General features: G+C 55.6%; 17 protein-coding genes. 11 read left to right on the plus strand and 6 right to left on the minus strand.

Features of this window, described 5'->3' with window-relative positions:
- The first annotated feature begins 20 nt into the window (after positions 1-20).
- The gene (mfd, locus tag ABLQ08_RS14970; protein ID WP_352943673.1) at positions 21-3506 is read left to right on the plus strand and encodes a transcription-repair coupling factor; all 3486 of its coding nucleotides are present in this window, start codon (positions 21-23) and stop codon (positions 3504-3506) included.
- 24 nt (positions 3507-3530) lie between these two features.
- Here the strand turns inward: mfd and ABLQ08_RS14975 are convergent, their stop codons facing one another.
- Positions 3531-4187 (minus strand): protein-L-isoaspartate(D-aspartate) O-methyltransferase, encoded by a 657-nt coding sequence (locus tag ABLQ08_RS14975; RefSeq protein ID WP_352943675.1) that lies wholly within the window; start codon positions 4185-4187, stop codon positions 3531-3533.
- A 124-nt stretch (positions 4188-4311) separates the two neighbouring features.
- On the opposite strand from ABLQ08_RS14975, the gene ABLQ08_RS14980 reads away from it, so the two are divergent.
- From ABLQ08_RS14980 to ABLQ08_RS15025, 10 genes are all read left to right on the plus strand, one after another.
- A complete protein-coding gene (locus ABLQ08_RS14980) occupies positions 4312-4653 on the plus strand; it encodes an FtsB family cell division protein (RefSeq protein ID WP_352943676.1) in 342 nt (113 codons plus the stop codon).
- 174 nt (positions 4654-4827) lie between these two features.
- Positions 4828-5877 (plus strand): pyruvate dehydrogenase (acetyl-transferring) E1 component subunit alpha, encoded by a 1050-nt coding sequence (pdhA, locus tag ABLQ08_RS14985; RefSeq protein ID WP_352943678.1) that lies wholly within the window; start codon positions 4828-4830, stop codon positions 5875-5877.
- Positions 5878-5891: 14 nt separating this feature from the next.
- Positions 5892-7277, plus strand: coding sequence for a pyruvate dehydrogenase complex E1 component subunit beta (locus tag ABLQ08_RS14990; protein WP_352943680.1), 1386 nt, complete (start codon positions 5892-5894; stop codon positions 7275-7277).
- A gap of 16 nt (positions 7278-7293) precedes the next feature.
- Positions 7294-8622, plus strand: coding sequence for a pyruvate dehydrogenase complex dihydrolipoamide acetyltransferase (locus ABLQ08_RS14995; protein ID WP_352943682.1), 1329 nt, complete (start codon positions 7294-7296; stop codon positions 8620-8622).
- A 71-nt stretch (positions 8623-8693) separates the two neighbouring features.
- Positions 8694-10136, plus strand: a complete 1443-nt coding sequence (gene lpdA, locus ABLQ08_RS15000; RefSeq protein WP_352943684.1) for a dihydrolipoyl dehydrogenase — start codon at positions 8694-8696, stop codon at positions 10134-10136.
- A gap of 550 nt (positions 10137-10686) precedes the next feature.
- Positions 10687-10935, plus strand: coding sequence for a GlsB/YeaQ/YmgE family stress response membrane protein (locus ABLQ08_RS15005; RefSeq protein ID WP_352943685.1), 249 nt, complete (start codon positions 10687-10689; stop codon positions 10933-10935).
- Positions 10936-10955: 20 nt separating this feature from the next.
- Positions 10956-11195, plus strand: coding sequence for a GlsB/YeaQ/YmgE family stress response membrane protein (locus tag ABLQ08_RS15010; RefSeq protein ID WP_352943687.1), 240 nt, complete (start codon positions 10956-10958; stop codon positions 11193-11195).
- Positions 11192-11629 (plus strand): acyl-CoA thioesterase, encoded by a 438-nt coding sequence (locus ABLQ08_RS15015; protein WP_352943689.1) that lies wholly within the window; start codon positions 11192-11194, stop codon positions 11627-11629. Before ABLQ08_RS15010 ends, ABLQ08_RS15015 begins: the two co-directional genes overlap by 4 nt.
- 57 nt (positions 11630-11686) lie before the next feature.
- Positions 11687-12661: a lipoyl synthase gene (gene lipA, locus ABLQ08_RS15020; protein ID WP_352943691.1), complete on the plus strand. Its 975-nt coding sequence runs from the start codon at positions 11687-11689 to the stop codon at positions 12659-12661.
- Between the two features lie 40 nt (positions 12662-12701).
- Positions 12702-13154 (plus strand): type II toxin-antitoxin system RatA family toxin, encoded by a 453-nt coding sequence (locus ABLQ08_RS15025; RefSeq protein WP_352943693.1) that lies wholly within the window; start codon positions 12702-12704, stop codon positions 13152-13154.
- A gap of 15 nt (positions 13155-13169) precedes the next feature.
- Here ABLQ08_RS15025 and ABLQ08_RS15030 read toward each other — a convergent pair whose 3' ends face one another.
- The 5 genes from ABLQ08_RS15030 to ABLQ08_RS15050 form a co-directional block, all read right to left on the minus strand.
- The gene (locus tag ABLQ08_RS15030; RefSeq protein WP_352943695.1) at positions 13170-13604 is read right to left on the minus strand and encodes a hypothetical protein; all 435 of its coding nucleotides are present in this window, start codon (positions 13602-13604) and stop codon (positions 13170-13172) included.
- Positions 13605-13703: 99 nt separating this feature from the next.
- A complete protein-coding gene (locus ABLQ08_RS15035; protein ID WP_352943697.1) occupies positions 13704-14180 on the minus strand; it encodes a hypothetical protein in 477 nt (158 codons plus the stop codon).
- A 165-nt stretch (positions 14181-14345) separates the two neighbouring features.
- Positions 14346-14474 (minus strand): hypothetical protein, encoded by a 129-nt coding sequence (locus ABLQ08_RS15040; RefSeq protein WP_352943699.1) that lies wholly within the window; start codon positions 14472-14474, stop codon positions 14346-14348.
- 426 nt (positions 14475-14900) lie between these two features.
- A complete protein-coding gene (locus ABLQ08_RS15045) occupies positions 14901-15425 on the minus strand; it encodes a CinA family protein (RefSeq protein WP_352943701.1) in 525 nt (174 codons plus the stop codon).
- An 8-nt stretch (positions 15426-15433) separates the two neighbouring features.
- On the minus strand, positions 15434-16687 hold the full coding sequence (locus ABLQ08_RS15050; RefSeq protein ID WP_352943703.1) for a bifunctional 2-C-methyl-D-erythritol 4-phosphate cytidylyltransferase/2-C-methyl-D-erythritol 2,4-cyclodiphosphate synthase: 1254 nt from the start codon (positions 16685-16687) through the stop codon (positions 15434-15436).
- Between the last annotated feature and the right edge of the window lie 84 nt (positions 16688-16771).

The raw sequence follows: 16771 nt of genomic DNA on the forward strand, positions 1-16771 counted from the left end.
TTCTATAAGGACGGGTCGCTGTGTTTGACAGCCTGCTGAATGACCGGGCCAATGTTACGCTGGCCGGAGTACCTGACGGTGCCGAGAGCTATGCTCTTGCCAAGATACTGGATGAAAGTGATGCGCCGGGTCTTGCGCTGGTGTTTGTTGCCAGAGACGCGACGCGCATGGCCATGGTCAGCGAAGCGCTTGCGTTTTTTGATCCGGACATCGAAATCCTGCAGCTGCCCGCCTGGGACTGTCTTCCATATGACCGTGTGTCTCCAAATTCTGCGATAAGCGCGCGTCGTTTGCTTGCGCTCGGCCAGCTTGCGCGCGGCATCCAGGAAGGCAGGAAAACAGTTCTGCTGACCACTTTGAATGCAGCGGTTCAACGCGTTCCGGAACGGTCATTCATGGCCGAGCAGACCTTTTCCATGGCACCGGGTAATCAGGTGGATATGGCCGCTATTTCCAACTGGCTGGAAATGAATGGTTTTTCCCGCACTCCAACCGTTCGGGAAACCGGAGAATATGCGGTCAGGGGCGGGATCGTCGACCTTTATGCCCCAGGGGCCGACGAGCCGGTGAGACTGGATTTTTTCGGTGACACCCTGGAATCGATCCGTTCTTTCAATGCTGAAACGCAGCGGACTTCCAAGCAGTTGAAACGGCTTGATCTCGTGCCCATGAGCGAAGTCGTTCTGTCCGAAGAGGCAATTTCCCGTTTCCGCAGGTCCTATCTTGCAACCTTTGGAGCCGCCAGCAGGGAAGATGTGCTCTATCAGTCGATCAGTGACGGCCGGCGCTATGCCGGAATGGAACATTGGCTGCCATTGTTTCACGAGCGGCTCGAGACGCTCTTCGACTATATCGGCGAGACGCCTCTGGTACTGGATACCAGTGCGGCGGATGCTGTGCGTGAGCGGATCGACCAGGTCAACGAACATTACAAGGCCCGCCAGGATGCGCGGGAAATGGGAACAACCGCTGGCACAGTCCCCTACATGCCCGTAGAGCCGGAAAAGCTCTATTTCTCCGAAAATGAATGGACCGCAGCAATAGCCGACAGGGCGAGTGCATCTCTGGATGCCTTCACGCCGCCGCCGGGATCCGGCAAAACGGTTATTGAGCTGGCAGGAAAGCAAGGCCGAAGCTTTGCAGCAGAACGTGCGGCGGGTGACGTCAATATCTTTGATGCGCTGACGACACATGTGCGCGAGCTTCAAAAAGACGGAAAGCGGACGGTGATCGCATGCTGGTCCGACGGTTCGCGTGACCGTCTGGGACAAATTATCAGCGATCACGGGCTTGGGGCGACCCAGGAAGTCAACACCTTGAAGGATGTCGAAACCCTGCCGGCCAAGACATCTGCGCTTTGCGTGCTGGGCATAGAACACGGGTTTGAGGTCGGAGATCTCGCTTTTATTGGCGAACAGGACATTCTCGGCGATCGTCTGGTTCGCAAATCCCGGCGAAAGGCCAAAGGCGCCAATGTCATCACCGAGGCGACGGGGCTTTCCGAGGGAGACCTGGTCGTTCATGTCGAACACGGGATCGGGCGTTTCATCGGCCTGAAGACCATCGAAGCCGTTGGGGCTCCGCATGATTGTCTTGAGCTGCAATACGCTGGCGGTGACAAGCTCTATCTACCGGTGGAAAACATCGAGCTGCTGTCACGCTACGGATCTGAGGATCAGGAAGCGCAGCTCGACAAACTTGGCGGTGGCGCATGGCAGGCAAGGAAGGCAAAGCTCAAGAAGCGCATTCTGGAGATTGCCGACGGCCTGATCAAGACAGCCGCGGAACGAGCGCTCAAGACTGCTCCAGTCGTGGATACGCCGGACGGGGTCTATGACGAGTTCGCCACACGTTTCCCTTATGAAGAAACGGATGATCAGCTGACCGCGATCGATTCCGTCTTTGAAGATCTGTCCTCGGGACGTCCGATGGATCGTCTGGTGTGTGGCGACGTCGGTTTCGGCAAAACCGAAGTGGCATTGCGGGCAGCGTTTATTGCTGCCATGTCAGGTCGCCAGGTGGCTGTTGTCGTTCCGACAACGTTGCTGGCGCGTCAGCATTTCAAGACTTTTTCCGAGCGTTTTCACGGGCTGCCCATCAATGTGGCGCATGCTTCCAGGCTCGTGCCCACGCGCGAGCTGACCCAGACAAAGAAGGGCGTTGCGGACGGCTCGGTGGATATTGTCGTGGGAACACACGCTCTGCTCGGCAAATCGATCCAGTTCAGAGACCTTGGTCTGCTTATCATCGATGAGGAGCAGCATTTCGGCGTCAAGCACAAGGAGCGTCTGAAGGAGCTTAAGTCGGATGTACATGTGCTCACGCTGTCGGCGACGCCGATCCCGCGGACTTTGCAGCTGGCGTTGACCGGTGTTCGTGAACTGTCATTGATTGCAACGCCTCCGGTGGACCGTTTGGCGGTGCGTACTTTCGTTTCGCCATTTGATCCGCTGGTCGTGCGCGAAGCACTGCTTCGCGAGCACTATCGCGGTGGTCAGAGTTTTTATGTCTGTCCGCGTCTTTCGGATCTGGCGGAACGAAAGGAATTCCTCGAAGAGAGCGTCCCGGAACTGAAAGTTGCCGTTGCTCACGGGCAAATGCCTCCAAGCGAGCTGGAAGACGTGATGAACGCTTTCTATGAAGGCAAATACAACGTTTTGCTTTCAACCACGATCGTCGAATCGGGCCTTGATATTCCCACAGCGAACACCCTGATTGTGCACCGGGCGGACATGTTCGGCCTGGCACAGCTCTATCAGCTCCGCGGTCGTGTCGGCCGGTCGAAAACCCGCGCCTATGCGTTGTTCACGGTGCCGGCCAACAAGACGTTGACGCAAACTGCGGAGCGGCGGTTGAAGGTGCTTCAATCCCTGGAGACGCTTGGTGCCGGTTTCCAACTGGCCAGCCACGATCTTGATATTCGCGGGGCAGGGAACCTGCTTGGTGAGGAGCAATCCGGTCACATCAAGGAAGTCGGGTTCGAGCTCTACCAGCAGATGCTGGAAGAAGCCGTTGCGCAATTGAAGGATGGCGGTGCCGATTTCGGCGAAGAACAGTGGTCGCCGCAAATCAACATCGGCACACCGGTTCTGATCCCCGAAGACTACGTCGCGGATCTTCAGTTGCGACTGCAGCTTTACCGCCGTTTGGGAGATGTCACCGAGGCAGAGGAAATCGATGCATTCGGTGCGGAGTTGATCGACCGTTTCGGACCATTGCCGGAGGAAGTCCAGCACCTTCTCAAGATCGTCTACATCAAGGGACTTTGCCGCAAGGCGAACGTTGAGAAGGTGGATGCAGGTCCGAAAGGCATGGTCGTCAGTTTCCGCAACAGCGAGTTTTCTAATCCGGCGGGACTGGTTTCCTACATTGCGGAACAGGGCGTGCTCGCCAAGATTCGCCCTGATCAGCGGGTCGTGTTGACGCGTGACTGGGAGAGGACGGATTCGCGACTGAAGGGAACGGCGACGATCCTGACAAAATTGGCGCGGCTTGCTGCGGCTTGAAGTGAGTTTGCCTCTTGTGTCATCTCAAGTTGGGTCAACCCAACCTTCCTCGCCGACTAGCGGAACAAAGGCGACACCACCGAGGTTTTCGGTCAGGAAATCATCGTCTGATAATCGCCGGATTCGGAGCAGGTCCTGATAGTTATGACTGCGGCCGACAGGAACGATCAACCTGCCGCCTGTCCTGAGTTGAGCTTTGAGGGATTTCGGCATTGCAGGGGCTCCGGCTGCCACAGCGATGGCGTCATAGGGTGCCTTGCGTGAATGGCCGAGGCTGCCGTCCGAGCAATGAACTTCGACATTCGAGTAGCCTGCGTTTTTCAGATTGGCTTTCGCAAGTTCCGCCAGTTCCGGTATTCGTTCAATGGTGATGACATGGCGGCAGAGCTCCGACATCACGGCCGCCGCGTAGCCGGAGCCGCTGCCGATCTCCAGACACTCGCTGTTTTCGGACAGCTCCAGCGCTTCACACATCAGAGCGACAATGTAGGGCTGGGAAATCGTTTGACCCAACCCAATGCCAAGCGGGCAATCCCAATAGGATCGGATCTCCTGGTTTCTGGAAACGAATAGATGCCTTGGAACCTTGCGCATCGCGTCGAGCACACGACCGTCTTTTATCCCGCGGCTTTGCAGTTGCCGCTGGACCATTTCCTCGCGCTCGGCAGCATACCGGTCCATCTGTGGAACTCCGGTTGTTGACACTATTTGCGCGCATTTGAGAGACATTCTCAAGACTCTATTAAACCTAAGGCCTCATAGTATTGCGATAAAGAGGCCAAGAGTTCAGTGTTAAGGTCCTAAAGTGCCACGAGCAGCTACCCGTCAGCGAAAGCAATCCTTTCTCCGTCGTCTGATCACGCCGGCAATTGCCATTGCCGCGCTTGGTTACTTCGGGTTTCATGCCATGAGCGGTGAGCTCGGCTTGGTGGGGCGCGCCATGATTGAGCGGCAGGTTTCCGAGCTCGAAACAGAGCTGGAACAACTGGTGGCTGAACGTCAGGAGCTGGTTGGCCGTGTCAGTTTGTTGCGTCCCGAAAGCCTCGACCCTGACATGCTTGATGAGCGCGCAAGGCTCAATCTCAATCTGGTTCACTCCAATGAACTGGTGGTGCTTCGCCCTGGGCACCGTTATGACGTGAACTGATTTTCAGTTCATTTCGTCAAATTAACAATATTTAAGTTAAAAACTAAATTTACCTGTAGGTTTATGAGCTTATTGCAGTTCTGCTATGCGAAATACATGGATTGGATTGACAGGGGCGACAGGATAAGTTGCTCCTACCTGTCTTAGGGGAAACGTCACGCTGAGAAGAGGGTTATGGCCGCAGCAAGAAAGACCACTTCCGCTAGCTCGAAGAGCACCAGCCGGACCCGCAGCTCCGCCAAGAAGGCCGGGCCTGCGATCGCCAAGTTCAACAAGGACCAAGAATTTCACGCATACCGCGAAATGCTTCTGATCCGCCGATTTGAGGAAAAAGCCGGACAATTGTACGGCATGGGCTTCATCGGCGGGTTCTGTCATTTGTATATCGGGCAGGAAGCTGTCGTTGTCGGTATGCAGATGGCGAAGAAGGACGGCGATCAGATGATCACCGGCTACCGCGATCACGGCCATATGCTGGCTATGGATCTCGACCCCAAGGGCGTGATGGCGGAGCTCACCGGGCGCCGCGGCGGCCTGTCGAAAGGTAAGGGCGGTTCCATGCATATGTTCTCCAAGGAGAAACATTTCTATGGTGGCCACGGTATCGTGGGTGCTCAGGTTTCTCTCGGAACCGGCCTGGGTTTTGCCAACAAGTACCGCGAGAACGGAAACGTCGCGATGGCCTTCTTCGGTGATGGTGCTTCCAACCAGGGCCAGGTTTACGAGAGCTTCAACATGGCCGAGCTGTGGAAGCTTCCGGTCGTATACGTGATCGAAAACAACAAATACGGCATGGGCACCAGCATCGCCCGCGCATCCGCGACCACTGATCTTTCCCAGCGCGGTGCTTCGTTCGGCATCCCGGGCGAGCAGGTTGACGGCATGGATGTGCGCGCCGTCAAGGCTGCTTCCGAAAAGGCGCTGAAATGGTGCCGTGACGGCAAGGGCCCTTACATCCTTGAAATGATCACCTACCGCTATCGCGGTCACTCCATGTCCGACCCGGCAAAATACCGCTCCAAGGACGAAGTTCAGAAGATGCGCACCGAGCACGATCCGATCGAGCAGGTCCGCAAGCGTCTATTGGACAACGGCTGGGCGTCTGAAGATGACCTGAAGGCCATCGACAAGGACGTTCGCGCCAAAGTCGCGGAAGCGGCGGAATTTGCTCAGACCGATCCGGAACCGGATGCGTCTGAACTCTACACCGATATTTTGCTTTAACGCCGGGGGATATCATGCCGATCGACATTTTGATGCCGGCGCTCTCGCCGACAATGGAAGAAGGTAAGCTTTCTAAATGGGTGAAAGCCGAAGGCGATACCGTTTCCGCTGGCGATGTGATCGCCGAAATTGAAACTGACAAGGCAACCATGGAAGTCGAAGCTGTCGACGAGGGCACGCTCGGCAAGATCCTGGTTCCCGAAGGCACCGACAACGTCAAGGTCAACGAGAAGATTGCCGTTCTTCTGGCCGATGGAGAAGATGCCAGCGCAATCAATGCAGCTGCCTCTGCGCCTGCTGTTGCTCCGGCTCCGGCCGTTGCCGAAGCGCCAAGCGCTCCGGTGGCACCTGCCGCACCGGCTGCACCTGTCGTTGCCGAACCGGTCGAGGACCCTGAAGTGCCGGCAGGCACTGCCATGAAGTCTTCGACGGTGCGCGAAGCACTTCGCGACGCCATGGCTGAAGAAATGCGCCGTGACGCCGACGTCTTCGTCATGGGCGAGGAAGTTGCCGAGTACCAGGGTGCCTACAAGATCACCCAGGGTCTTCTGGATGAATTCAGCGCCAAGCGCGTCATCGATACGCCGATCACCGAACACGGTTTTGCCGGTCTCGGTGTTGGTGCCGCAATGGCCGGTCTCAAGCCGATCGTTGAATTCATGACCTTCAACTTCGCCATGCAGGCGATGGATCATATCATCAACTCCGCCGCCAAGACGCTTTACATGTCCGGCGGTCAGATGGGCGCTCCGATCGTGTTCCGCGGTCCGAACGGTGCTGCGGCTCGCGTGGCGGCTCAGCATTCGCAGGATTATGCCTCCTGGTTTGCGCATGTGCCGGGTCTGAAGGTGATCCAGCCTTATTCTGCTGCGGACGCAAAAGGTCTTCTGAAGGCTGCAATTCGTGACCCGAACCCGGTCATCTTCCTGGAAAACGAGATCCTCTATGGGCACTCGTTCGAAATTCCGGACATGGACGATTTCGTTCTGCCGATCGGCAAGGCGAAAGTGGAGCGCGGCGGAACTGACGTCACTCTGGTGTCCTGGGGCATTGGCATGACCTATACGATGAAAGCTGCCGAAGAACTGGCCGCGATGGGCATTTCTGCTGAGGTCATCAATCTGCGCACGATCCGTCCGCTCGACATCGAGACGATTCTGGCGTCCGTACGCAAGACCGGTCGTGTTGTTACGGTTGAGGAAGCTTTCCCGACGTGTTCGGTCTCGTCCGAGATTGCCTTCCAGGTACAGGAACAGGCCTTTGATTATCTCGATGCCCCGATCCTGCGCGTAACGGGCAAGGACGTTCCGATGCCATACGCTGCAAATCTGGAGAAACTCGCTCTGCCGAGCGTTCCGGAGGTCATCGAAGCTGTCAAAGCAGTGACCTACACAGCCTGAGGCGAGGGAGACGGACATGCCAATCAATATCACCATGCCGGCCCTTTCCCCGACCATGGAAGAGGGCAACCTTGCCAAATGGCTGGTCAAGGAAGGCGATCAGGTTTCAGCTGGCGATGTGATTGCCGAGATTGAAACCGACAAGGCAACGATGGAAGTTGAAGCAGTTGACGAAGGTAAGGTCGGCAAGATTGTCGTTCCTGCCGGCACCGAAGGTGTCAAGGTCAACGAGCTGATTGCTGTACTTCTGGAAGACGGTGAAGACGCGAGCGCGATCGACACCAGTGCCGGTGCTGCTCCTGCAGCCGCAGCACCTGCAGCCGCGGCACCTGCTGCTGAGGCAGTCGCTTCGGTACCTGCACCGGCAGCCCCGGCTCCTGCCGGTCCGGCTCCGGTTTCCGCTGACGGGGCGCGCATATTCGCGTCGCCGCTGGCGCGTCGCCTGGCTCAGTTGAATGGTCTGGACTTGAAAGCCCTTACCGGCACCGGACCACACGGCCGTATCGTCAAGCGTGACATTGAGAGCGCGCTTGCTGCGGGAACAGGAAAAGCAGCTCCGGCTGCGGCCGAAGCTCCGAAAGCTGCCGCTGCGCCGGCAACGGGACCTGCTTCGGATCAGGTTCTCAAGCTCTTCGACGAAGACAGCTACGAGCTCGTGCCGCATGACGGAATGCGCAAGACCATCGCCAAGCGTCTGACCGAGTCCAAGCAGACCATCCCGCATTTCTACGTTTCCGTGGATTGCGAACTCGACGCGCTTCTGGCGTTGCGTGCTCAGCTGAATGGGGCGGCTGCCACGGACAAGGACGGCAAGCCGGCTTACAAACTGTCGGTCAATGACATGACGATCAAGGCACTGGCTCTGGCACTGCGTGATGTTCCGGATGCAAACGTATCCTGGACGGACGAGAACATGGTCATGCACAAGCATGCCGATGTTGGTGTCGCCGTGTCGATCCCCGGTGGTCTGATCACGCCGATCATTCGCCGTGCTGAGGAAAAGTCTCTCTCTGTCATCTCCAACGAAATGAAGGATTACGGCAAGCGCGCGAAAGAGCGCAAGCTGAAGCCTGAAGAGTATCAGGGCGGAACCACCGCGGTCTCCAACATGGGCATGATGGGCGTGAAGAGTTTCTCTGCCGTCGTGAACCCGCCGCACGCGACCATTCTGGCGGTTGGTGCAGGCGAAAAGCGGCCTGTCGTCAAGGATGGCGAACTGGCGGTTGCTACGGTCATGACCGTGACGCTTTCCACCGACCACCGCTGTGTGGACGGTGCGCTTGGCGCGGAACTGCTCGCTGCCTTCAAGGGCTACATCGAAAACCCGATGAGCATGCTTGTTTAAGGCAGGCTCTCCGGCGCGGTGGCAACGCCGCGCCGTTTTCGACTGATGACTTCTTTCGCCGGGGAAAAACCATGGCTGACACCAATTACGACGTAATCATTATCGGCTCGGGGCCGGGTGGTTACGTTACCGCAATCCGCGCCGCACAGCTTGGCCTGAAAACGGCTATTGTCGAGCGCGAACATATGGGCGGTATTTGCCTCAACTGGGGCTGTATTCCGACAAAGGCGCTTTTGCGTTCCGCCGAGATCTACCACTACATGCAGCACGCCAAAGACTATGGTCTGTCAGCGGAGAAAATCTCATTCGATCCCGCTGCCGTGGTCAAGCGTTCTCGGGGCGTTTCCGGTCAGTTGAATGCCGGTATCGGCTTCCTGATGAAAAAGAACAAGGTCGACGTCATCTGGGGTGAAGGCAAGGTCACCAAAGTGGGTGAAGTCACCGTCTCGAAGACTGCCAAAAAGGCCATGGAGCCTCAGCATCCGGTTCCGAAGGGAACCAAGGGCGAGGGCGTCTACAAGGCCAAGCACATCATTCTGGCGACCGGTGCGCGTCCGCGCGTCATCCCGGGCATCGAGCCGGATGGCAAGGACATCTGGACATATTTCGAAGCCATGGTCCCTCCAACCATGCCGAAATCCCTGATCGTGATGGGGTCGGGCGCAATCGGCATCGAGTTCGCGTCTTTCTACAAGACGATGGGCGCCGACGTGACTGTCATTGAAATGATGCCGAACATCATGCCGGTCGAAGATCCGGAGATTTCCGGTATGGCCAAGAAGATGATGGAAAAGCAGGGAATGAAATTCCTGCTTGATGCCAAGGTCTCCCAAGTCAAGAAAGGTCCAGGCGGTGTTACCGCAACGGTTGAAACCAAGGACGGCAAGAAACAGGATCTGACGGCAGAAAAGCTGATTTCGGCCGTTGGTGTCGTCGGCAACATCGAAAGTCTCGGCCTCGAAGCGCTCGGCGTAAAAACCGACCGCGGGTGCGTTGTGATCGACGGTTACGGTAGGACCAATGTTCCGGGCATCTACGCCATCGGCGATGTTGCCGGTCCTCCAATGCTGGCGCACAAGGCTGAGCATGAGGGTGTGATCTGCGTTGAAAAAATCGCGGGCAAGGAGGTCCATCCAATGGACAAGTCCATGATCCCGGGATGTACCTATTGTAATCCGCAAGTCGCTTCGGTCGGTCTTACCGAACCGAAGGCAAAGGAAGCCGGATATGACGTCAAAGTCGGCCGCTTCCCGTTCATCGGCAATGGCAAGGCCATCGCGCTTGGTGAGCCTGATGGCATGATCAAGACGATCTTCGACGCCAAGACCGGACAATTGCTTGGTGCGCATATGGTCGGTGCTGAAGTGACGGAACTCATCCAGGGCTACGTGGTGGCCATGAATCTGGAGACAACAGAGGAAGACCTGATGCATACGGTCTTCCCGCATCCGACGCTTTCCGAAATGATGAAAGAGTCGGTTCTGGACGCCTATGGCCGCGCCTTGAACATGTAATCCGACAGTTTTCCGCCCCGGCAATAGCTTCGCCGGGGCGGTTTCGGTTCTGACCGGAGATGAAAGTGTGCTTTCCAACCCTCTTCGATGAACCGGAATTTTAGCTTCGAGGGAAACTGGTTGCTCAAGCCGCACGACGCAATGACACTTGAGGCAGCATCGGACTGTTTGTTGGCTGATATGGCGGACCTCGCAAAAATTCAGTTCGATCAACCTGGTTTCATGAAGAGCATGTCCTGCGGCCGCATTTCCTGTTTTCGTTAATAACGCATGGACCTATCCCGGTATTTCCGCGGAAGGTTCCCCTCTGGGGTGCCCAATTCACCGACGTTTGGCTGAATATCTAAGACCGAAAACTGGCCCCGAAACCCCTCTGGCAAGAGGGGCTGTTGTCGGGGTGAAATTCCCAAGCCGAACGTTTTTGCAACAATGCAACCAAGGATGTGGCCTTGGTGAGTTGTGCAGATTCTACCATTGGTTACACTGAGGATCCCGAAAACGCCGAATACGGTCCTGGCGGGGAGGGTTGATTTCAAAGGGGGAAAATTTCATGGATGCAAAATCAATACTGATTTGGATTGCCATCGGCATCATCGCCGGTTGGCTGGCAAGTGTCATTACCGGCGGCGGCGGCCTGATCCGCTATCTGCTTACCGGATTGCTTGGTGCCTTTGTCGGCGGTTTCATTTTCAAGCTGGCAGGGATCGAACTCAATCTCGGCAATGCCTATGTGAACGAAATTGTTGTCGCAGCCATTGGTGCTGTTGTTGTCGTGTTGATTGCCAGAGTGCTGGCCTGAAAAATCGAAGGGAGCCCGCGGTGGGTTTGATCATTTCCATAATTATCGGTCTTATCGCGGGCGCAGTTGCCCACCGGGTGCTTAACAGCCGGGGTGGGTTTTTAGGCAATCTGGTTGTTGGCCTGATTGGGGCATTGATCGGCGGCAAATTAGCCGAAATGTTCCGGCTCCAGGTTACCGGCGGAATCCTGGATCAACTTGTTCTGGCCACTGTTGGTGCAATCTTGTTTTTGTTCTTGTGGCGGAAGATCCGGAATTGAGCGGAGCGGACACAGATCAAGGTATCGAAGCCTTTCCGTTGAAAACCTCGGACAAACTGCGCTATGCCGATACTGACCGGCAGGGGCACGTCAACAACGCAGTATTCGCAACTTTTCTGGAATCCGGACGCGTCGAAATTCTTTATCAGGAAGAGTTGGCCGAGCACGGGGCAGCATTCGTCATCGCGCGGCTGGAGCTTGATTTTCTGTCTGAAGTGAATTGGCCGGGAAATGTGGAAATCGGTACGGCAGTTCTTGAAGTCGGCAGAAGTTCATTCAAGCTCGTTCAGAAGGTTTATCAAGATCGCGTTGTTGTTGCGAAAGCCGTCACGGTCATTGTTCAGATGAACGAAGAGACCAGAAAATCACAACCGTTGAGTGAAAAAGCAAGAAACCGGCTTTCCGAGCTGGTCAGGCCTGCGCTGGACACATAGCTGCACCTTGCGCTTTATGGCTTGACCTTTAAAGGGAATAACGACAGTTAAGGGCCCATGGTTACGATCGTCGACACGTTAAATCGCCCGCAGCAAGAATCCGACGCGCGCCCGCGCCATCCGGAAAAGGCTCATCGTCCCGATAATCCGATCCAGCGCAAGCCGAAATGGATTCGCGTCAAGGCTCCGACGTCGCCGGTTTATCGCGAAACCAAGGAACTGGTGCGCGACAAGAACCTGGTGACCGTTTGCGAAGAAGCCGGTTGTCCGAATATCGGGGAATGCTGGTCCAAGAAGCATGCCAGCTTCATGATTCTCGGAGACACTTGCACGCGCGCCTGTGCCTTCTGCAATGTGCGTACCGGCATGCCGGGTCCAATCGATCCCAAGGAAGCTCAGGGGGTGGCGGATGCCGTCGCTGCCATGGGGCTTGAGCACGTGGTTATCACGTCCGTCGATCGCGACGATCTTGACGATGGCGGTGCCCGTCACTTTGCCGATGTCATCAGCGCAATCAGAGCAACGTCGCCGACGACTACCATCGAAGTTCTGACACCGGATTTTCTTCGCAAGGATGGTGCATTGGAAATCGTGGTCGATGCCAGACCCGACGTCTTCAACCACAACCTGGAAACGGTGCCGTCCAAGTATCTGACCGTTCGACCGGGGGCTCGTTACTTCCACTCGATTCGCCTTCTGCAGAAGGTGAAAGAGCTTGATCCGGAAATGTTCACAAAATCCGGTATCATGGTTGGCTTGGGCGAAGTGCGCAACGAAGTGCTTCAGCTGATGGATGACCTGAGGGCCGCGGATGTCGATTTCCTGACAGTCGGCCAATATTTGCAACCGTCCAAGAAGCACCATCCGGTCATGTCGTTTGTCACGCCGGAAGAGTTCAAGGGATATGAGCGCATTGCCTATGCCAAAGGGTTTCTGAAAGTCTCAGCGAGCCCGTTGACACGCTCGTCTCACCATGCGGGTGAGGATTTTGCGGATCTGAAGGCGGCCAGGAAAGCCAGACTTGGTCACTGACGAGAACAATATCTAACGGGAACAGGACCAGATTAACTGCATGCCCAGTTTTTCCTCTGTCCATGAAGTCAAGCACAATGCGGACGACATGTTCCGCCTTGTTGCCGACGTCGAGCAGTATCCAAAGTTCGTACCGCTTTGCCAGGACCTTCATGTGCGCGGCTGCAAGGAGCTGGAAGACGGGCGAACGGTTCTCGTTGCCGATATGACTGTCGCCTACAAACTTTTCAAGGAAACGTTCACCAGCAGGGTCGAATTGCGGCCTGACGAGCGAACCATACTGGTTGAATATCTCGACGGACCGTTCAAACATCTTGAAAACAAGTGGACATTTGAAGAGGTGAACGAGAGCTCCTGTTCGGTCGGGTTTTACATTTCCTACGAGTTCCGCAGCCGCACACTCGGGTCCCTGATGGGCGTCATGTTCGACAAAGCGTTCCGGAAGTTTTCAAGCGCGTTTGAAGCACGGGCCGATCAGGTCTACGGCACCTGAACGCCAATTATCTCTTTACTTGAACTGCTTGAATGCGTCGCGAATGGTTCGGATGCGACTGGACTTCATGTCGAGCGGCTCATTACGGCGCCTGATTTTTTCAACTTCCTTCGGCTGCAAGCCCAGATCATCAAGAGTGGCAAACGCGGTGTTGTCCGCACACACCACCTTGCGGCTCGCGCCCTTGTTCTCTTCCAATATCAGTGTTCGACCGGCGGCATTCTGTTCTTCAGTCCAGACGACTGTGGTTGAAGAAACAAAGAATGTCCGATCACAATAGCGGGCTTCGTAATAGCCTTCCTTGGGAGAAGTCAGGATTTCGTGGAAGCCGGTAAAGCTGCCGTTTGAGTACTGGGAGCGGATGTAGAAGTCACCCTGGGCGAAGGACGCGCCTGGCAGAGCAAAGACGCCGATCGCTGATGCCGCGAGGCACGACAAAGAGCGTTTCATGTCCGTATTCCTTTTGCTTTGCGTTCTAGCTACCCAGCCTCTGTTTGAAGTTACATTGCCTTGCTTACCCAAGCCTTACCGCGACTTAAGCTATTATTATCACTTTGAATGGAAGGACTTGGCAGCATCATCTCCGCTGTTGGGTCGGAAGGAATCGCGAATTGCCGCAAATCGGTTGACCCTTTGAACCGAAGCGCCGTCGTTCTGGACGACAACCCTTGGGTCTTCCGCTACACCAAGGTCTTTCAACGTGACCTGTTCCTCAGGGTGGTTGCAGATTGGTCGCCAACCTTTGCCCCAATTGTATTCAACCCGGACTGCGTAATCCTGTTCGACTTCAAGCTGCGTCCAGGCGACCGTCGCATATCGAACCCAATAGGACCGTCCGCAATACTGTACTTCCACGAGACCCTCGGATCTCCGGTTGTAGATCTTGTGTGACCCTCTGAACATCCGGTTGTCATCTCGTGAGATGATGTAGGTGTCGCCTGCTTGCGGGAGCTCACTTCCCGCCAAGGCGCTTGTAGATGCAAGAGAGATAGTGCTCGCAATAACGAGCAAGTTTTGGACTGACATATCCTGGTTCCCGGCCGTGAAGTCATTTCACGGTTTTATCTGGCCAGCTGAAGTCTTATCGCATGATCTTGTAGAATGTGTTTTTGCTGGCGCCGGTGTTTTAGTAAAAACTTACGCTTTTGAAATTCGATGCAAGATTAGCAACTGTTCCAACCCTTTTCTCCATCATCGAGTATGGAAACTGCTGTTGCCGTTATTGCTGCCTCGAGCCTGAAAAACTGCTCCGATTGCCGACAAACGGCTCTTGGGTGCATCCTCTTCCTCAACCCCGGACAGAACGTCTTCAGCGCTCATTGAAATTCCCAGATCCATTAACGTGACTTGGACTTCTGGTTCCAGGCAAATCGGACGCCAGCCACGACCGAAATTGTACTCAATGCGTACGGTGTTGCCGCGTTCGCTTTCCAACTGCGTCCATGCAACTGATTGGGGTCGAACGAAGTAGATGCGATCACAATAAGCGACTTTTGTCAGCCCGCTGGCTTGGTCCACGAACAATTTGTGGCTACCGACAAAGACGCCGGTATTGTCGCGGGAAATAAGATAAAAATCTCCGGGCTGAGGAATCGCGCCCGCATTTGCTGGCCCGCTCGTTAGTATCAGGGCGGTCAGAAGTGCCGAGAATGTCTTCATGTGTAGGTACTGGCATTCCGTTTAGGTCAATGTATCTCCTCTATACTGTCGACCAAACGTGAAACCCAGTTAGAAGTCGGGGGAGCGTTAACGACCACTTACTTTTGAAAGTGCATTTAGAATTGAGGTGAACGCAGTCTGGACGGTTTCCAATCGGATGGCTTGCCGACTTCGGTCACCGAAACTGCAATGAATGTGTTCGGTTTCCCGGTCCGCACAGGCGACAGCCAAATGAACAGTGCCCACCGGTTTTTCAACACTTCCTCCACCAGGACCGGCAATTCCGGTGACGGATATTGCAATGTCAGCGTTGGAATGCGAAAGCGCTCCTTCCGCCATTGCGATCGCAACCTCTCCGCTGACCGCGCCGACGCTTCGTATCAATTCCGGCGACACACCAAGAAGCTCCGACTTGGCTTCGTTGGAATAAGTGACAAAGCCACGGTCAACCACTGCTGAGGATCCGGCGATCTCAGTCAACGCGCCGCAGATCAGGCCCCCTGTGCAGGATTCAGCCGTGGCAACCATCATTCCCTTGGACTTAAGGTTTTCGACAACGAGTGCTGCCAAGGGCGTAAAATCGTCGAAACTTTGTGGGGGCTTGTCGTTCATGGATCGGCTCATTCGTCTTCTGGAAGCGGCAGGCGCACAGTTACACTGGCAAGGGTGGCAATTCCTTCCTTGCGGCCGGTGAAACCAAGTTTTTCCGACGTTGTTGCTTTAACGGAAACCCTGGAGGCCGGAATATCGCAAATTCGAGATATTGATTTTCGAATTCGGTCGCGGTGCGGACCAATCTTGGGCTCCTCGCACACGATGGTAACGTCGATATGAGCGATACGTCCGCCCAGGTCCGACACTCTACGTATTGCGTCATGTTGGAACCGGTCAGACGAGGCGCCTTTCCATTGCTGGTCGCTGGGGGGGAAGTGCTGGCCTATGTCCCCGTCGCCGATCGCGCCGAGAGTTGCATCTGTAATGGCGTGAAGGACAACGTCGGCGTCCGAGTGTCCTTTCAGCTTTCTGGTGTGTGGGATCTCGGCGCCGCCCAGGATGACCGCTTCACCTTCATCGAAGGCATGAACGTCGTAACCGATGCCGTTTCTGATGTCTTGGAGTTCAGACAGGCGCGTTTTAACAGAAGTGTGATCGGACATGCCTTGTATCTTAGCCTGTTGTTCTGCCCGTTTCAGGTCGGCCATTGTGGTGATTTTGAAGTTTCCCGGATCCCCTTCGCACAGCCGAATGGTCATGTTGTCCCATTCGGCGAGGCTCGTATCATCCGTGAAGTCGTGCCTTTGCTGGCTTGCGGCTCTTTCGTGTGCATCGAGTATGCGATCAAACGGAAATGCTTGAGGAGTTTGCGCAGCCCAAAGGCCGGTTCTGTCGATCGTTGTCAGTGGTTTGCCGTCACCCAGTGACTTTTTCAGTGTGTCGGCTACCTGAGATGCCGCAAGGGCTCCGTCGGCGCCGGATTCAAGCGAAGACAACAATCTGTCGACGATGTCGGTGGTGACGAAAGGACGTGCTGCATCGTGAATGAGCACGTAATCGCAGTTTTCACCGGACAGTGCACGTAATCCTTCAACGACCGATTTCTGGCGCGTATCTCCGCCGAAGACTTCGGTGAGCAGCTTCTTCGAGCGGTCACGAGGAAGACCGGCAACCGCCTCGTGATAGAGACCCTCGTCGTCTGGATGAATCACGGTAACAATGCGGGAAATCCTTGGATGCTTCGCAAGGGCATTCAGTGTATGTGTCAACACCGGTAGCCCGGCAAGCAAGCGGTATTGCTTGGGTTGGTTGTTGTCAGGAGCCGCCAGGCGCGTGCCGCGACCCGCTGCAACAACCAGGGCTGCCGCTGTTTTCGCCATGAACATTGTTCTCCTAGATTTCCGCGTCAGTTTACTTTGCTGTTGGTCTTTAGCGAAGAAGTTGTCCAGACCGCAAATTTAGAC

This window comes from Roseibium sp. SCP14, from assembly GCF_040329475.1.
Classification (GTDB): Bacteria; Pseudomonadota; Alphaproteobacteria; order Rhizobiales; family Stappiaceae; genus Roseibium.

Bases quoted from the DNA above. Each gene is read 5' to 3' on its own strand.
- ABLQ08_RS14975 (WP_352943675.1), bottom strand. From the start codon at position 4,187: ATGGACCGGTATGCTGCCGAGCGCGAGGAAATGGTCCAGCGGCAACTG.
- pdhA (WP_352943678.1), top strand. From the start codon at position 4,828: ATGGCCGCAGCAAGAAAGACCACTTCCGCTAGCTCGAAGAGCACCAGC.
- ABLQ08_RS14990 (WP_352943680.1), top strand. From the start codon at position 5,892: ATGCCGATCGACATTTTGATGCCGGCGCTCTCGCCGACAATGGAAGAA.
- ABLQ08_RS14995 (WP_352943682.1), top strand. From the start codon at position 7,294: ATGCCAATCAATATCACCATGCCGGCCCTTTCCCCGACCATGGAAGAG.
- lpdA (WP_352943684.1), top strand. From the start codon at position 8,694: ATGGCTGACACCAATTACGACGTAATCATTATCGGCTCGGGGCCGGGT.
- ABLQ08_RS15005 (WP_352943685.1), top strand. From the start codon at position 10,687: ATGGATGCAAAATCAATACTGATTTGGATTGCCATCGGCATCATCGCC.
- lipA (WP_352943691.1), top strand. From the start codon at position 11,687: ATGGTTACGATCGTCGACACGTTAAATCGCCCGCAGCAAGAATCCGAC.
- ABLQ08_RS15025 (WP_352943693.1), top strand. From the start codon at position 12,702: ATGCCCAGTTTTTCCTCTGTCCATGAAGTCAAGCACAATGCGGACGAC.
- ABLQ08_RS15030 (WP_352943695.1), bottom strand. From the start codon at position 13,604: ATGAAACGCTCTTTGTCGTGCCTCGCGGCATCAGCGATCGGCGTCTTT.
- ABLQ08_RS15035 (WP_352943697.1), bottom strand. From the start codon at position 14,180: ATGTCAGTCCAAAACTTGCTCGTTATTGCGAGCACTATCTCTCTTGCA.
- ABLQ08_RS15040 (WP_352943699.1), bottom strand. From the start codon at position 14,474: ATGAGCGCTGAAGACGTTCTGTCCGGGGTTGAGGAAGAGGATGCACCC.
- ABLQ08_RS15045 (WP_352943701.1), bottom strand. From the start codon at position 15,425: ATGAACGACAAGCCCCCACAAAGTTTCGACGATTTTACGCCCTTGGCA.
- ABLQ08_RS15050 (WP_352943703.1), bottom strand. From the start codon at position 16,687: ATGGCGAAAACAGCGGCAGCCCTGGTTGTTGCAGCGGGTCGCGGCACG.